The organism is Kitasatospora sp. cg17-2, assembly GCF_054031055.1.
Map to the genome: position 1 here is coordinate 569,051 of NZ_CM132923.1, position 15,249 is coordinate 584,299.

Sequence of the window (15,249 nt, forward strand, 5' to 3'; positions counted from 1 at the left end):
TGCCGTCAGAACCTCCGCACCTCCGCGAACAGGAACCCTCGTGAACGACACAACCCCGAACGACACCCGCAGGACCGCCCTGGTCGTCGGCGCCTCCCGGACCCTCGGCCTCGGGATCGCCGCCGAGTACCTCCACCGGGGCTGGGACGTCATCGGCACCGTGCGCGGCGACCGACCCACCGCCCTGCACGACCTGCTGGACTCCTCCGACGGCCGACTCACCGTCGAGTCGCTGGAGATGACCGATCCGGCCGCCATCGCGGCGCTCCGCGACCGACTGGCCGGACGCACCCTCGACCTCCTCTTCGTCAACGCCGCGATCACCCGCGGCGACCTGCCGATCGGCGAGGTCCCGACCGACATGTTCACCGAGGTCATGGTCACCAACGCGCTGAGCCCGCTGCGCGTCGTCGAGAGCCTCCGCCCGCTGGTCGCGCCGACCGGCACCATCGGCGTGATGTCCTCCGACCAGGGCAGCGTCGCCCTCAACACCGAGGGCGGGCAGGACCTCTACCGGGCCAGCAAGTCCGCGCTCAACCAGCTGATGCGCTGCCAGGCCGCCCGGCACGCCGGCGACGGCCGGACCCTGATGCTGCTGGACCCGGGCTGGGTGCGCACCGGACTCGGCGGGCCGGAGGCCGAGTTGAGCGTGGCGGAGAGCGTTCCGGGCGTGGTGGACACCGTCGAGCGCCACCGCGGCGCGGGCGGCCTCCACTTCGTCGACCACCTGGGTCGGGTCGTGCCCTGGTAGCCCGGTCCGCCGTGACGATGTCGCGGCCGTGTCACCGTTCCGACCCGGGGCGGGCCCGGGACCGGTGGCGGGGTGGGCACGCGGGGCGGCGACGCGTGACACTCGTCCCGGCGGACGTCCGGGGGGGCGTCCGCCACCACGGGGCCCGGGGAACTCGGGGGAAAGGGGACCGGGTTGACGGTCGCGGACGGGGAACGGTGGACGGCGGCGCAGCGGCGGTGCGCCCTGCTGGTACCGGTGGCGGCGGCGGGGCTGGTGGCCTCGGCCGCGCCGGTCGTGTGGTGGGAGTCGCAGGACGTTCCGGGCGACCGGACCGGCTGGCTGCTGGCCGCCGGCGCCGCCCTGGTGGCGCTGCTCGCCACCGCCCGGACGGTGATCGACGAGCTGTCCGACCGCGACTACGCGGCGGCCTGGGTCGGCCTGCTGGCGGTCCCCGTGTTCGCGCTGGGCACGGTGTTCGCGGCCGCGCAGACCGCCCACGCCGTCGACGCGGCACGGCACGAACCGCGCCGGGTCGCCGCCACGACGGTCGACTGCCGGGTCACCGGGCGCAGCGTCGACGACCAGAACATCGGGCACGACCTCTACGGCTGCACCTACCGCTGGTTCGTCGACGACCACGAGTTCCGCGAGGAACGGCCGACCCGGAAGCTGTACCCGGACGGCCGCGAGACCTCGGTGTGGCTCGACGGGAACCGGATGATCACCGAGCGGCCGAGCGGGATCGCGATCCCGTTCTGGGGCGCGACCGCGGTGGCCGCGTTCGTGTGCACGGTGATGCTCGCGATGATCGTCCGCTGGCGGGCCCGGGGGGCGGGCCTGTTCCGGTGACGGCCGCTCCGGCGACGGCCCGGTCCGCTCCCGTCCCTGGCGCCCGGTCGTCTATCCTCTACGTCAGGTGTCGGGCAGGGGGCCCGGGTTGTCCTTGGGGGTATCAAGTGGTCACCGGTCGTGTGGTGCGTTACGACAGCGTGCGGGGTTACGGGTTCATCGCTCCGGACCACGGCGGGGAGGATGTCTTCCTGCACGTCAATGACATGTTGATGCCGGAGTCCGTGGTGCACTCCGGCCTGGTGGTCGAGTTCGAGATGGAGGAGGGCGACCGGGGGCTCAAGGCCTCGTCGGTGCGGCTGCCCAAGGGCGCGACCGCGCGTCCGGCCGGGGCGGCCGGTCCGGTCTCCCTCGTCACGCGGTCCGCGGCCGACCACGACGACGCGGAGTGCGACGTGCTCACCTCCGCCGAATTCGTGGTGGAGGTGACGGAGCTGCTGCTGGCGAACGCGCCGTCGCTGACCGGCGAGCAGGTGCTCAAGGTGCGCGAGGCGATGCTCCGGTGCGCCAAGGGCCACGGCTGGACCGAGGGCTGAGCGGCGCACCCGTACCCCGGGGCCGGTCGACCGGCCCCGGGGTACGGGTGCTGCTTCCGACGAGTGCGTCGGCCCGGACGACGGGTCGGCCCGCAGACCGGGGTCGACCCGGAGAGCGGGCCGGCCCGGAGGTCGGGTCGGCTCAGAAGAGCACGTCGGTGCAGGAGTAGAACGCGTTCGACGTGTCAGCGACGTCCCAGACCGCGACGACCACGTGGTGCCCGGTGCGACCCGTGGGGAGGGTCCCGGTGTGGGTGGTGGTGGCGGCGGGCTGACGGCCGTTGTAGGGGACCGTCAGGAACGGCGTGAGGTCCAGGTTCGCCCGGGTGATCTTCTGGGTCGGGTCGTAGCCGGGCTTGGTCAGGAAGTACCGGAAGTTCGTGGTCGAGTGCCGGGCCTCGATCTCCCAGGTGAAGGTCTGCTGAGCGCCGGCCGTCACCTTGGTGGTCGGCCAGGCGCCGTTGCGCGGGTTGTCGAGCGGGGCCCAACGGGCGTCCGCCCCCGCGCAGATGGTGCCGTCCGCGGGACCTCGGGTCGGGAAGCCCTTCGGCCCCTCGACGCTCTGCGGCTCCCACTGGATGTCGCCGCAGTTCTTGACGACACCCGCACCGCACAGGGCCGAGCGGCTCGGCGGCAGGTTGATGAATCCGTGCGAGTTGGCCGGGACGGCCATCGCGAGCGGGACGGCGACGGCGGCCAGCGCCGCGCCGACGGCAAGACGTTTGCGCATGATGCTCCTCCGTGGGGGGATGGAGAGTGCGCCCGGCCCAGGACGCGCGCGTGGGGGTGCGCCGACCAAGGGGATCTTGGCATGCCTGCGCCAGGTGGATGCCCATACCGTAGGCAGCGCGCAGCCCCTCGTCAATGGTCTGGACCACTTGGTCGACGAACAATCAATCCGCCTGCACGACAGGCTGGTTGGCGCCCGACAGGCGGTGAAGTCCGAGCCAGTCGGCAATCGCCCGGCCGATGGCCTCCGGCCGGTCCTCGGGGGCATGGTGCCCGGCCGGGCCGCAGTGCTCCACGGTGAGCGCGGCGACGTGCTCGCGGGCCCAGGCGACCACTGCCTCGCCGACCAGCAGGGTCGGCGAGGAGTCGAAGGTCAGCAGCAGCTTCGGCACCTCCGCACTGCCGGCCAGCCACCCGCCGTACGCCTCCATCCGGGCGACCACCTCGGCCGGGTCGCCGTCGATCGGCGTCATCCGGGACCAGGCCAGCATCGGGCGGCGACTCTCCGGCGTCGGGAACGGCTCGCGGTAGGGCCGGACCTCGTCCTCGTCCAGCGGGTGGAGCACCCCGCCCTTGAAGGCCGTCTCGATGAAGATGTTCTGCTCCAGCACGAGTTCCTCGCCGACGCCGGGCGTACGGAACGCCTCCGCGCGGGCCCGGGCCGGCGGTGGCAGCTCCTCGGCGGCCAGCGGCTTGAGGAAGGTCTCCAGCAGCACGACCCCGGCCACCCGGTCCGGATACCGGGCGGCCCGGTCGAGGGCCAGCGCGCCGCCCCAGTCGTGGCCGACCAGGACGACCCGGTCGAGGTCCAGCGCCTCGAACCAGGCGTCCAGGTAGCGGGCCTGGTCGTCGAAGCCGTAGTCGACGGCCGGCTTTCCGGACGCGCCCATGCCGATCAGGTCGGGCGCGAGCACCCGGGACCGGTCGGCCAGGTGCGGGACGACGTTGCGCCAGAGGTGGGAGGAGGTGGGATTGCCGTGCAGGAGCACCACGGGCGGGCCGCCCGCGTCGGTTCCGGCGTCCAGGTAGGCGAGATGGGAGTCGATCACGGGGACGGTGGGCATCGGGGCGGTTCCTCTCGTCGCACGCGGGGCACGGCGGGGCGCTCGACCACCTCCGCCGAATCCGTTAGTCGCACTAACAGTCTGGGAGGCACGACGTTACATCGTTAGAGTGACTAACACAACGGCTAGACTGCGGGCGTGAAGAACGACGAGACGCCCCGCCACACCCCGGGCGCCATGACCGGCCACGCCGCCCCGGCCCGGGTCCGCGGCCTGCCCAGCCGGCTGCTGGCGGTCAACGCCCTGCACGCCGACCACCTGGTGAACGACGGCCTGGCGGCGGAGGGTGCCCGCAAATGGCACTTCGCCGCCCTCACCGCCCTCACCGAGGGCGGCCCGGCCAGCCAGTCGGACCTCAGCCGGCGCACCGGCATCTACCGCAGCGACATGGTCGCGGTGGTCAACGAACTCGCCGAACGCGGCCTGGTCGAGCGCACACCCGACCCGGCCGACCGCCGCCGCAACGTCATCACGGTGACCACCGAGGGGCGCGCCCACCTCCGGCGACTCGACACCGTGGTCGACGCGGCCCAGGACGCCCTGCTCGCCCCCCTCGACGCCGACGACCGCGCCCTCCTGACGGACCTGCTGACCCGCCTCCTGGACCACCACGAGCGGACGGCCGCCGTCGGGTCGGCGGCCGACGACGCCGATTCCTGATCCGGTTGTCGGCCACGTCCGGCCGGGCCAGTGGCCGTCAGTCGGCCGCCGACTCGACGGTCACCGCGACCGAGCGGCGACCGAGCGCGGCGGCCATGAGCTCCATCTCGACCAGCGTGCCCGTCAGCCCGGTCGTCATCAACTCGTCGGCCAGGGCACGTGCCTGCCCCAGCGACAGCCCGTGGGTCTCTCGCAGGGCCCGCAGGACGGCGACAGTACTCGCCCCGGGCACTGCCGGACGCAGGCGGGCAGTGCCGTGCTCCGCCAGCAGCGCCTGCCGGATCCCCTCCGGAGTCACCGCGCCGGTGTCCTGCTCGCACCATGCGTGGGGACAGGTCCGGCACCGCCCCTCGGTGCCCCACCACAGCTGTCCGCCGTCGATGAACTGGCCGATGTCGCGGATCAGCACACCTCCGCAGTCCTCGCACCGCGTCCTGACCGTCACGCCCTGAGTGATCACCGCACTCCCCCGCCTTCGGTCCTCGGTCTGCGGATCCTCCCGTATCCGGGTCCGCCCGTCGACCGTGATTTCTCGCGGAGCCGGCCTGCTCAAGCCGTGAGCGGGGCGGACGGGCCGGGTGTGCGGCCCGAGTCGGCGATCGCCATCGCCCAGGCCCGGAAGGCGGGGAAGCGGTCGGGCCCGACCCGGTACCGCTCCGGGGTCGAACCGCTGGTCGCGGCGTCGAGCAGGTCGGCCAGGCCCAGGTGGAACCAGTCCCGGTGAAGGGAGTTGTAGGCGAGCACGAGCGGGCCGACCTCGGCCCTGATGCCGGCCACGGCCGTCTCGTCGAGACCGACCCTCGCCAGCGCCTGCGCGGTCACGGCCCGGCGCCGGGGGGTGAACTCCGTGTCGAGGAAGGGTTCGAGCAGATCCCCCCACACGTCCGGCCTGGACACCAGCGGGATCCCGTGGGACCGGCAGAAACCCTCCAACTCGGCCTTCCGGGCGGCCGGGAAGAAGAGCGTCTCCCCCGTGACCGTGCGGACCTCCGGCGGTGTCGCCGTCGGGTCGGCGTCCCGGACGGCCGCTGCCGGGACGACGTCCGCGGGGGCGGTGGCACCGCTGCGGGCATCCGGCGTCGGACGAAGGATGTGGTCACCGGCGAGCACGCTGTGCAGCATCCCGCCATCCTCGCCGACGGTCGGCCGGAGCGGAACCCCGGCCGAGCGGCGGACAGGCGGTCAGGCGGTCAGGCGGTCAGGCGGTCGGGCGGTCAGCGGCGGATCGTCGGGACGGACTCGCCGTAGACGCGCAGGCGTTGGACGGCGTGCAGCCAGCGCAGTTCGGTGCCGCAGGCGCGCAGGGCGGTGCCGAGCGCGTGGCGCATCGCGGCGTCGACCGCCGCACGGGCGGTGGCGGCGGCGGGTGCCTCGGGGCGATCGCTGTCGGCCAGGTCGGCGAGTCGGCGGGACGGGTTCCAGCCGAGGTCCGCCGCGCCCACCGCACCCGGGTCCTCACCCGGGCCCGCAGCCGGGTCCTCGGCCGACGGGCACGGTGCCAGGGTGATGCCGGTGCCGCCGAGGTGGGCGGCGAGCGGCAGGCCGGCGAGCGCCGTGCTGCGCCGGAGAGCGTCCAGCAGGGCGGCGGGGACACCGAGTTCGGCCGGAGTCGGCCCGGCGGGCCGGGCGGCCAAGGCCCGGGGCGGGACGCGGAGCCCGGCGGCCGGGAGGGCCGGCGGGGCGACCCGCAGTTCCCGGCCGGAGCCGTCCCGGGCGGCCTCCAGCCCGAACGCCGGCAGGAACTCGGCGAGCGCGTTCTCCATCGCCGTCCCGACCACCTCGCGGGCCGGGCCGGCCGGTTGTCCCGGTTCGGCCATCGCGGCGGCGCCGGTCAGCCGGGGGGACGGCAGCCAGTCGAGCGCCGCCGCGCCCGCGCACCGGTCGGCGTCGCCGGCGGGCCGGGCCGGACGGATCCGCACGCCCGGTCCCTCCTCGCCGAAGGCGACCGGGAGCCCGGAGAGCAGTACCGCGTCGGTCAGGCGGTCGGCCAGGTCGGGATCGACCCGCCCCGGTGGCGGAGGAGTCAACGGTCCTGGCCCTTCGGTCGGTTGCTTCGACGCATTGTCGAACTCCCGTTCCCCGACCGCGCCGTGCCCAAACGCGACTCCGGCGCTCGGGCCGGCTCGACACTCAGTTGGGAGCCCAGCTCGCTGAACCCCAGCGCGACCGCGACGTTCCGCGAGGCCGGGACCCTGGCCCACCACTGCGGCAGCAGCCCCTGCGCGAGCGCGTGACGCACCGCCGAGGAGCCGGTCGCGCGCGCCAGACCCCGGCCGCGCCAGGCAGGCGCGGTCAGGACACCCACGTGGGCCGCGCGCCCCGGCCATTCCCGGTAACCGGCAGCGGCGACCACCTGGCCGGCCGCCCGGACGACGAACGCGGGAGAGGACATCTCGTCCAGCCCGGCCTCGTCGGCGTCCGCCGCTCCGGCCGCCCGTTCCAGCCCGGCCAGATCGACGGACCCGGCGGCGGCTTCCTCGACGCGCAGGCCCGTCGGCGGCGCGGCGGGCCGGAAGCCTTCCTCGGCGACATAGGCCAGCACCGCGGGCCCGAGCACCTCACGGGTCGGGAGCACTCCCCCGACCGATTCCGGATCGGTCAGCCGGTCGACCGGCAGCCCCGCCACGGCCACGCGGACGCGGTCGGCGGCCTCCCGGCTCGGAGCCGTCACGATGGCGGCCCCGCCCAGGAGCACGATGCCCACCCACCCGGGCGGGCAGATCCTCGACCCGGGCGACACGACGACGTCGATCTCGCCCGCCGTACCGAACGACACCGGCACCGACACCGAGCCCAGCTCCCGCCACACACCCTGGGCCCTGGCCAGTAAGGGATCTTTCGACATGGCCCGATCCTGCCAGCCGCACGGGATCGCACGCTCCCGGGATTTTTGGGTCGATCCTTCCTCGGAGGCGGCGGGGATCCGGCCGGATCCCCGAGCTGCGCGGCCCGGCGGTTAGGCTCACCGCGACCGGCACCGCGACCACGTCGGCGTCACGCATTGTCACTGACAGCAACGCCGGAGCGGCACCGGACAGCGTCCGGGGCCGGACCGGCGGGCGCCCGGCGGAGGCCGCGCGCGGGTCGGGTGGGGGCCGGGTGGGGGTCGTACGCACGGCCCCGCGCAGCAATGGGTAGTGGCCCCCATTGATCCCCGTACCATTCCGGGAGTCCGCTGGGTATCGGCCCGGTGGCCGCCGGGACTCGCCCCGGCCCAGCCCCTCCCCCACCTGCCGCCCGGTGCCCTCCGCCCCCACACGCACAGTGACCAGAGCCAGGTGAACGGCATGTACGACCTCCACCGACCGGCACGTCCGACGATGCGGCGGGCCGCGATGTACCTGCGGTGCCGGCCCTACGACGCCCGGGAGGCCGACTACATGCGGACCGCCATGGAGCAGCTGGCCGACCGGTTCGGGCTGCCGATGCCGGACGTGTACAGCGACCACGGGCTCAGCACCGACGGTCCGCTGCCGGCGCTGGAGAACCTGCTGGTCGCGGCCGAGCGCGGCTGGGTGGACGCGGTGCTGGTCCCGGGCCCGTTCGTGTTCGCGCTCGACGACCGGGCGGCCGAGGAGATCGTCCGGCGGTTCGCCCGGGCGGGCTGCGAGGTGATCGAGGCGCCGGGACGGGTCGTCCGGCCCGTCGGGGTGACGCGGCTGTCGGCCGTCCCCGGCTTCGGCCCGGTCCGGCCGCCCCGTCCCGCGCCGGACGAGGGCCCGGCCGCGTACCAGGCGGTCTAGGGATCCTCGAACCCCAGGCCGGGGGAGCCGCCCGGAGGGCGAGCGGGCGGCTCCCCCGGCCTTCGGCGTCCGACGAGCGGCCGGCGTGGGGGTCTCCCGGCCGAGGGCCGGGGTCCTGCGTAACCCCTCCGTCGCCCCGCGGGCGCGGGTTCGACGACGCACCCCTGGGCCGGGCCGCCGGCCGCTGCCCGACGCCGGACACCGGCCGACCCGACCGACCCGGCCGATGCCGCCGGGCCGGGCGCGGGCATCATAGGGGTATGCCCGCTCAGACTGGATCCGCCCCGCGCCGGGGTGCCGACGGCCGCGCCGGGCGTGGCCGGGCGCGGCGCCGATGAACCGGCCGTTGTCGCCGACCGCGCCGGAGGGGGGAGCCCCGGGGGCCGCCTTCGTGGGTCGGGTCGGCGCACTCGCCCGGCTGACCGATGCGCTCGCCCGGCCCCCGGCCGTCCTGCTCGTCGAGGGCGAGGCGGGCAGCGGCAAGTCGCGACTGGTCGCCGAGGCCGTCCGCGCCCTGGACGAAAGGTCCGGGAACGGGACGGCCCGGACCGGGACGCCCGCGCCTTCCGGCGACACCGCACCCCGCCGGCCGGTGCTGCTCGGCCGGTGCCACCCGCTGCGCGAACCGGAGCCGTTCGGACCGGTGGTCGACGCCCTGCGGGACGCCGCCGCGCTACTGCCCCCGCCCGCCGAGCTGCCGCCCAGCACCGGGGCGCTGCGCCTGGTGCTGCCCGATCTCGCCGCCCAGCTGCCGGCCGCGCCGCCGGACGGCGGGACGCTGCTGTCCGCGCGCCGGCTGCTCGCCCAGGGGGTGCGGGCGCTGCTCACCGCGCTCGACGCCCCGGTGCTGGTGGTCGAGGACCTCCAGTGGGCCGACGACGCGACCCTCGACCTGCTGGTCCGGCTGGCCCGTGACCTGCCGCCGCGGCTCGCGCTGGTGGTCACCTACCGCCCCGAGGACCTGCCGCCCGGCGCCCCGGCGCCCGGCGCGGCCTTCCGCCCGGCGCCCGCCCGGACCGGCGGACACGGGGCCGGTGCGGGGCACGGGGCCGTCGGCGCCCCGGTCCGGCTGGAGCGGCTGGAGCCCCTGGACGAGCGGGAGGTCACGGCGCTGGCCCGGTCGGTCCTGGGCCCGGCGGCGACCCCCGAACTCGCGCGGGTCCTGTACGAGCGCAGCCAAGGCCTGCCGCTGGCCGTCGAGGAGGACCTGCGGACCCTGGCCGAACGCGCCCCGAGCGAACGCACCCCGACCGGACCCGCGGCCGCCGGATCCGCCGCGACCGGAGCCACGGCGATCGAGCGGACCGGCGTCTCCGGCGGCCGTACCGCCACCGGCGACCTCGCCGCCGTCCTGGCCGCCGCCGAGGTCCCGCGCGGACTGCGCGACGCGGTGACCGAGCGGCTCGCCCGCCTCGGCGGCGACGGCGCGGCCGTCGTCGCGGCGGCCGCCGTCCTCGGCGTGCCCGCGGACGAGGCGCTGCTCACCGCCGTCGCCGGGCTGGACGCCGAGGCCGGGGCCGACGGCCTGACCGAGGCGCTGCACGCGGCCGTCCTGCGGGAGACCGCGCCCGACCGCTACGCCTTCCGCTCCCCGTCGGCCCGGCAGGTCGCGCAGGGGCGGGTCGCCGGGCCCCGGCGCCGGGTCCTGCACCAGCGGGCCGTGGCCGCGCTGGGGACCAGGGAGCCCCGGCCGCTCGCCCGGATCGCCGAGCACACCCTGGCCATGGGCGACCGCCCGGCCTGGCAGGACCTCGCCCAGGCCGCCGCCGACCAGGCCGCCGCCCTCGGCGATCCGGGCGGTGCCCGGCGGATGCTGCGCGGCCTGCTCGACGAGCCCGACCTCGACCCGCGCCGCCGCGGCCGGGCGGCCCTGGCGCTGGCCCGGCTCGCGGCCGACGACGTCGACCCGGCGGCCAGCGTGCAGGTGCTGAGCGGCATGGTGGCCGACCCCCGGCTGCCGGTCGCCGACCGGGGCGAGATCCGGCTCGCGCTCGGTTTCCTGATGGCGGTGCACAGCGGCAACCGGGCCGGTTTCGACCGGATCCGGGAGTCCCTGGAGGAGTTGGAGGAGCGCCCCGTGCGGGCGGCCCGGGCCATGGTGGCGATCGCCATGGACGAGCGGGACGGCGCCGGCCGCCGGGCCGGGGAGTGGCTCGCCCGGGCGGAGGGCCTGCTGGCGGCCAACCCGGACGAGGACGTGTCCGCGGCGGTGCGGGCCACCACGCTGACCTTCCAGGCCCGGGACGGCGATCCGGCGGTCTGGGACCGGCTGGACGAGCTGCCGCGCGACTCCGAGCGTCCCGAGGTGATGCGGCAGACCACCCGGGCGCTGTACAACGCGGGCGAGATCGCGATCGAGCTGGGCTACGACCGCCGGTCCGCGAACCTGCTGGAGGAGAGCCGTCGGCTGGCCCGGCTGACGGGCATTCCGTACCTGGAGTGCTACAGCCGACTCGCGCTGATCCGGCTCGACATGCTGGCCGGGCGCTGGGACCTGGTGGAACCCCGGTTCGCCCGGCTGGGCGCGGAGTTCGACGACCTGGCGATGGCCGGTGCCGAGCGCTCGCTGCTGTTCGGGCGGCTCGCGGCCGGGCGGGGCCGGCTGGCGCTGGCCCGGGAGGAGTTCGAGATCGCCGCCCGGTTCGGCCAGCGGGAGTCGCAGGTGACGGTGGCGCTGCGGGCGGCCGCCGGGCTCGGCGGCCTCCAACTGCTGGAGGGCGACACCGCCGGGGCCGCCGGCACGGTCGGGCCCGCGCTGGCCACGGCCCGGCAGGCCGACGCGTGGGCGCGCACCGCCGAGCTGCTGCCGGTCGCCGTCGAGGCCCTGCTCGCGACGGGCGGGCGGACCGAGGCCGGGGAGGTCACCGAGGAGGCGGCGGAGTCGCTCACCGACCGGGGCGCGCCGGCCGTGACGGCGTCGCTGCACCTCGCCCGGGGGCTGCTGCTGGGCGCGGACGGCGATCCGGAGGCGGCGGAGGCGTTCACCCGGGCCAGGGACCACTGGCAGGACATCGGGCGGCCGTACGAGGCGGCGCGGGCCGACGAGCGCATCGCGGCGGCACTGGCCGCGCGCGACCGGGCGCGGGCGGCGGAGCGGATGGCCGCCGCCGAGCGGGTCTACCTGGAGCTGGGGGCCACCACGGACACCGCCCGCTGCCGGAAGCTGCGCCGGGACCTCGATCTCGGCGGGATCGGCTCGCCGGGCCGCCGGGGCTACGGCAAGCGGCTGTCGCCTCGCGAACGGCAGGTGGCGGAACTGCTCGCCCAGGGGACCGGCAACCAGGACATCGCCCAGGCCCTCTTCCTGTCGCCGCGCACGGTGGAGCACCATGTGGCGAGCGTGCTGGCGAAGCTGGGCACCGGCCGGGCCGGGACGGCGCAGGCGCTGGCCCTGGCGGACGCCGAGGACGCGGCGGGCGAGGGCGGCGGGTGAGGCGGCGGGCAAGGGCGGCCGCGGGTCGGAGGGCCGGGCGCGGGTCGGAGGGCCGGGCGCGACGGGCCCGCGCGGACGCCCCGGACGGGGCCGGTGGGTGCCGCACGGCAGGCGCCCCCAGCGTTCCCGCCGGCCGATAGGTAGTCACCCGCATTGATCCGGCCGGTCCGGGCCGGTTCCCTGGTGGTCATTGGCGAGCGAGCGGGGCAGCCGCTCCCCGACCAGGAGGGATTTCGAGTGATGAGTGCACGTCACCACGCGCCGAGCGCGACCGCCGGACCGGCGACGGACGGCCCGGACCGGGCCGAGGCCACGGTCCGGCTCTCCCCCTCCCCCCGCAAGGCCGGGCACCACCCGGTCGCCCTGGTCCGTCTGGCCCGGCTCAGCCGGTCCGGCCCCGGACTCCACTGGGCGCACTGAACACCGGCCGGGACCGTGTGGGCGGTTCCCGGTCGGGAAGCGGGGGGAAGCGAGCGCCGGGACGGCCGGGAACGGCCCGGAACGGCTGACGCACCGAAGGAAACGGGCCCTGCCTGGCCGACCAGGCAGGGCCCTTTGCCGTGCGGACGTCTCTGCGGGGATCAGCAGGAAGCCGCGACGGAGAGGGTGACGGCGGCCGGCGGCCACCCCCACTGGGTGGTTTCGAGGGTCGCCTCGGCGGTGGAGCCGCACGGCAGGACGCCGGAGATCCGGCCCACCGGAGTGGCGGACCAGCTGACGTTGACGGTCGGCGTGACGGTGCCGAGCTCCGCGCCGTCGACGATCCTCGCGGTGAGGCGGAACGGCACCTGGCGCGGGGTCCAGCTGACGCTGGTCGGCGTCGTCCGGCCGTGGAAGGTCACCTGGTCGCCGCTGACGATGGCGCAGATCTCGTTGACCACCACACCCCGGTAGCTGGTGGCGCAGGTCCCCGGGACGCTCGGGGAGGCGGCCGCGTCGGCGGCGAGCGCGGTACCGGGGAGCACACCGGCGACGGTCAGGGCGGCGCTGGTGGCGAGGATGGCGAGGGGCCGATTCATCGGGTTTTTCCCGTTCGTGGGTAGGGACGGCAGAGTGAAGCCATGTGACATTTCATGCTTCACACCTCACATGGTGCCATCGATTCAAGCGGAGGATTACCGTCCAGCCTTCTCTTTGAAGCCGATTGCTGATTTCAGCCTTTCAATGACTGAATTTCATCGGTCCGGTCGGCCGGGCGACCACTCGACCGAGCGGGCGCCCGACCGGCCTTCCGGTCAGCCGCCCGAGCGCGGCTCCATGCGCAGTCCGAAGGCCGCCGTACCGGGATCCAGAGCGGTCACCCCACCGTCGACCGTGAGCACCGCGCCGTTCACATAACCCGCCGCCGGGGAGAGCAGCCAGCCGATCGCGGCGGCCACCTCCTCCGGCTCCCCCGGCCGGCCCGCCGGGGTCAGCGCCGTCGCCTCGCGGTATGCCTCCTCGACACCGCCGGCCAGCTCGGCCTCCTCGGCGAAGCGCGCCATCCTGCGGTCCGCCATCTCGGTGCGCACCCAGCTCGGACAGACGGTGTTGGCCCGCAGGCCGAGCCGGCCGTAGTCGACGGCCAGCGAGCGGCAGAGCTGGAGCAGCGCGGCCTTCGAGGTCGCGTAGGCGGCGCTGCCGGCACCGTTGCGCAGCGCGGAGACGGAGGCGACCGCCACCACCGCGCCGCGCGCGGCCAGCAGGTGCGGCAGCGCCTCGCGCAGCAGGAGGAAGGGGCCGGTGAGATTGGTCCGCATCACCAGCTCCCAGTCCTCCAGTGTCACCTCGCCCACCGAACCGCCCCGGCCCACACCGGCGTTGAGCACCAGGCCGTCGATCCGCCCGTAACCGGCGACGGCGGCCGCGACCAGGTCGCGGACACCGTCCGGCTCGGTGGTGTCGGAGACGTGCGCGAGCGCCCCCGTCTCCCGGGCGATCCGCTCCAGCGGCTCGCGCCGACGGCCGGACACCACCACGTGGTGGCCCTCGGCCCGCAGCAGCCGCGCGGTGGCCGCGCCGATGCCGCTGCCTCCGCCGGTGACGACGACTACACGCTGGTCCGACATTCCTGTGACCTCCGGGATCGATGTTTCGTGAACCGTCGATCCTAGGCGGAGCGACCCGACAGCCCGTCAGGACCGCCCGGTGGCAGCCTCGTGGCAGCCCCGGGGCCGTGGATTGTCGGAGGCGGGCCGTAGATTCGGCGCGACCGAGCACCAGTTGAGCGATTCGCGGACAGGACAGCGAGCCCCGATGAACCCCGTGACCCCGATCCCCCCGACCGCCGAGCACGGCATCGCGCTCACCGAGCGCGTGATCGCCTCCGTCGAGGCGGACCCGCACCGGCCGATCCTGGCCTACAGCGCGTGGGCCGGGCCGTGGTTGACGGGCGAGCCGCAGCCGCTGCCGGCCGGGCCGCTGGCCGAGGCGGTCTTCCCCAGCGGCCGGCCGCTGCCGCCGAGCCTGCGGCGCTGGCTGGCCTTCGACACCGGGCTGCTGCGCCGGTTCGGCTGGCTCGACGAGGACGACCGCTTCACGCCGAGGCCGTTGGGCGAGCTGGCGCGGGACGAGCTCGGCGAGCTCTGGGGCTCCTGCTTCGACGGCGTCTCGGACCGCTTCGACGAGTGCTTCCTGCTCCCGGGCGGTTCCGACTCGCGCCGGGTCCTGGCGACCGGTGCGGGCGACGCGCACGGCGAGTACCCGGTGCTCGCGCTCGACGTGGACGACATCCCGTGCGTCGAGCTGATGTACCCGGGGCTGGACGTCTATCTCGCCGACACCTGCGGGCTGCTGACCGTCGAGGGCGACGGCTACTCCGCCCTGGCCCGGAACCCGGTCTACGCCCGCCGGATGCTCACCCACGCGCACCAGGTGTTCGGCGGGGAGTTCGCCGAGGAGTGCTTCCCCGACCTCTGATCCGGCGGGGACGACGGCGGACCGGCGCGGACCGACGCGATCCGCCCGGGCACCGGCCGACCGGCGCTCCCGACCGCCCGCACGCCCCCGTCACCCGCTCCGCGCCGCTCCCGCCGCCGCCCCGCGGGTTCGTGCCAGACTGGCCCGCCATGGGAGAGAGCAGGACGGGCGAAACCGTCCCCGAGCTGCCGCTGCTCGTGGTGGACGGCGCCAACGTGGTGGGTTCGGTGCCCGACGGCTGGTGGCGGGACCGGCGCGGTGCGGCCGAGCGGCTGCGGGACGCGCTCGCACCCGTCGCCGGCCACGGGGTCCCGGGCGAGCGGGCCGACGTCCCGGACTGGGCGCGGACCGGCCCGCTGGAGGTGCTCCTCGTCGTCGAGGGCGCGGCCCGGGGCGTCACGGCCACACCCGAGGTACGCGTCGAGGCCGCCGGCGGCAGCGGTGACGATCTGATCGTCGCACTCGTCGCGGCGGCCCTCGCCGCCCGCCCCGGACGGAGCTGCCTGGTCGTCACGGCGGACCGGGGCCTGCGCGACCGGGTCACCGCGCTCGGTGCCGCCGTGACCGGCCCCCGCGCCGTCCGCCCCGCCTGACACCTCCCGCA

At 75.8% G+C, this 15,249-nt stretch carries 17 protein-coding genes; 9 read left to right on the plus strand and 8 right to left on the minus strand.

The window, feature by feature from the left end; all coding sequences use genetic code 11:
• Positions 1-40 precede the first annotated feature (40 nt).
• The 3 genes from ACW14Y_RS02320 (at position 41) to ACW14Y_RS02330 (ending at position 2,118) form a co-directional block, all read left to right on the plus strand.
• Positions 41-751 carry an SDR family oxidoreductase gene (locus ACW14Y_RS02320; protein WP_380311378.1) on the plus strand — a complete coding sequence of 237 codons (711 nt, stop codon included), beginning with the start codon at positions 41-43 and terminating at the stop codon, positions 749-751.
• Between the two features lie 174 nt (positions 752-925).
• Positions 926-1,582 (plus strand): hypothetical protein, encoded by a 657-nt coding sequence (locus tag ACW14Y_RS02325; RefSeq protein ID WP_402724736.1) that lies wholly within the window; start codon positions 926-928, stop codon positions 1,580-1,582.
• 107 nt (positions 1,583-1,689) lie between these two features.
• A complete protein-coding gene (locus ACW14Y_RS02330; RefSeq protein ID WP_380441210.1) occupies positions 1,690-2,118 on the plus strand; it encodes a cold-shock protein in 429 nt (142 codons plus the stop codon).
• A 142-nt stretch (positions 2,119-2,260) separates the two neighbouring features.
• Here the strand turns inward: ACW14Y_RS02330 and ACW14Y_RS02335 are convergent, their stop codons facing one another.
• Complete coding sequence (locus tag ACW14Y_RS02335; protein WP_380312416.1) at positions 2,261-2,848, minus strand: lytic polysaccharide monooxygenase; 588 nt, start codon at positions 2,846-2,848, stop codon at positions 2,261-2,263.
• A 163-nt stretch (positions 2,849-3,011) separates the two neighbouring features.
• Entirely contained in the window at positions 3,012-3,911 is a 900-nt protein-coding gene (locus tag ACW14Y_RS02340) for a haloalkane dehalogenase (RefSeq protein ID WP_456985683.1), read from the minus strand.
• Positions 3,912-4,088: 177 nt separating this feature from the next.
• Between ACW14Y_RS02340 and ACW14Y_RS02345 the strand changes: the two genes are divergently transcribed.
• Positions 4,089-4,571, plus strand: coding sequence for a MarR family winged helix-turn-helix transcriptional regulator (locus tag ACW14Y_RS02345; RefSeq protein WP_380312433.1), 483 nt, complete (start codon positions 4,089-4,091; stop codon positions 4,569-4,571).
• Between the two features lie 37 nt (positions 4,572-4,608).
• On the opposite strand, the gene ACW14Y_RS02350 is transcribed toward ACW14Y_RS02345, so the two are convergent.
• The 4 genes from ACW14Y_RS02350 to ACW14Y_RS02365 all read right to left on the minus strand — a co-directional run bounded on the left by ACW14Y_RS02350 (position 4,609) and on the right by ACW14Y_RS02365 (position 7,416).
• Complete coding sequence (locus ACW14Y_RS02350) at positions 4,609-4,980, minus strand: hypothetical protein (protein WP_456985684.1); 372 nt, start codon at positions 4,978-4,980, stop codon at positions 4,609-4,611.
• Positions 4,981-5,120: 140 nt separating this feature from the next.
• Positions 5,121-5,693: a hypothetical protein gene (locus tag ACW14Y_RS02355; RefSeq protein ID WP_380312424.1), complete on the minus strand. Its 573-nt coding sequence runs from the start codon at positions 5,691-5,693 to the stop codon at positions 5,121-5,123.
• Positions 5,694-5,785: 92 nt separating this feature from the next.
• Positions 5,786-6,598, minus strand: a complete 813-nt coding sequence (locus ACW14Y_RS02360; protein ID WP_456985685.1) for a hypothetical protein — start codon at positions 6,596-6,598, stop codon at positions 5,786-5,788.
• Positions 6,595-7,416: a GNAT family N-acetyltransferase gene (locus ACW14Y_RS02365; RefSeq protein ID WP_456985686.1), complete on the minus strand. Its 822-nt coding sequence runs from the start codon at positions 7,414-7,416 to the stop codon at positions 6,595-6,597. The genes ACW14Y_RS02360 and ACW14Y_RS02365 overlap by 4 nt, the downstream gene beginning before the upstream one ends.
• Before the next feature lie 442 nt (positions 7,417-7,858).
• Between ACW14Y_RS02365 and ACW14Y_RS02370 the strand changes: the two genes are divergently transcribed.
• The 3 genes from ACW14Y_RS02370 (at position 7,859) to ACW14Y_RS02380 (ending at position 12,167) form a co-directional block, all read left to right on the plus strand.
• Entirely contained in the window at positions 7,859-8,314 is a 456-nt protein-coding gene (locus ACW14Y_RS02370; RefSeq protein WP_380312431.1) for a serine integrase family protein, read from the plus strand.
• A gap of 334 nt (positions 8,315-8,648) precedes the next feature.
• Entirely contained in the window at positions 8,649-11,747 is a 3,099-nt protein-coding gene (locus ACW14Y_RS02375) for an AAA family ATPase (protein WP_402724742.1), read from the plus strand.
• Positions 11,748-11,987: 240 nt separating this feature from the next.
• Positions 11,988-12,167: a hypothetical protein gene (locus ACW14Y_RS02380; protein ID WP_266309170.1), complete on the plus strand. Its 180-nt coding sequence runs from the start codon at positions 11,988-11,990 to the stop codon at positions 12,165-12,167.
• 161 nt (positions 12,168-12,328) lie between these two features.
• On the opposite strand, the gene ACW14Y_RS02385 is transcribed toward ACW14Y_RS02380, so the two are convergent.
• The gene (locus ACW14Y_RS02385) at positions 12,329-12,766 is read right to left on the minus strand and encodes a hypothetical protein (protein ID WP_380311286.1); all 438 of its coding nucleotides are present in this window, start codon (positions 12,764-12,766) and stop codon (positions 12,329-12,331) included.
• Positions 12,767-12,982: 216 nt separating this feature from the next.
• Entirely contained in the window at positions 12,983-13,795 is an 813-nt protein-coding gene (locus ACW14Y_RS02390; protein ID WP_380311288.1) for an SDR family NAD(P)-dependent oxidoreductase, read from the minus strand.
• Between the two features lie 196 nt (positions 13,796-13,991).
• Here ACW14Y_RS02390 and ACW14Y_RS02395 point away from each other — a divergent pair, with 196 nt between their 5' ends.
• Together ACW14Y_RS02395 and ACW14Y_RS02400 are read left to right on the plus strand one after the other, a co-directional pair.
• A complete protein-coding gene (locus ACW14Y_RS02395) occupies positions 13,992-14,645 on the plus strand; it encodes a hypothetical protein (RefSeq protein WP_380311290.1) in 654 nt (217 codons plus the stop codon).
• 149 nt (positions 14,646-14,794) lie between these two features.
• Positions 14,795-15,238 (plus strand): NTP pyrophosphohydrolase, encoded by a 444-nt coding sequence (locus ACW14Y_RS02400; RefSeq protein WP_456985687.1) that lies wholly within the window; start codon positions 14,795-14,797, stop codon positions 15,236-15,238.
• Positions 15,239-15,249: the final 11 nt, after the last annotated feature.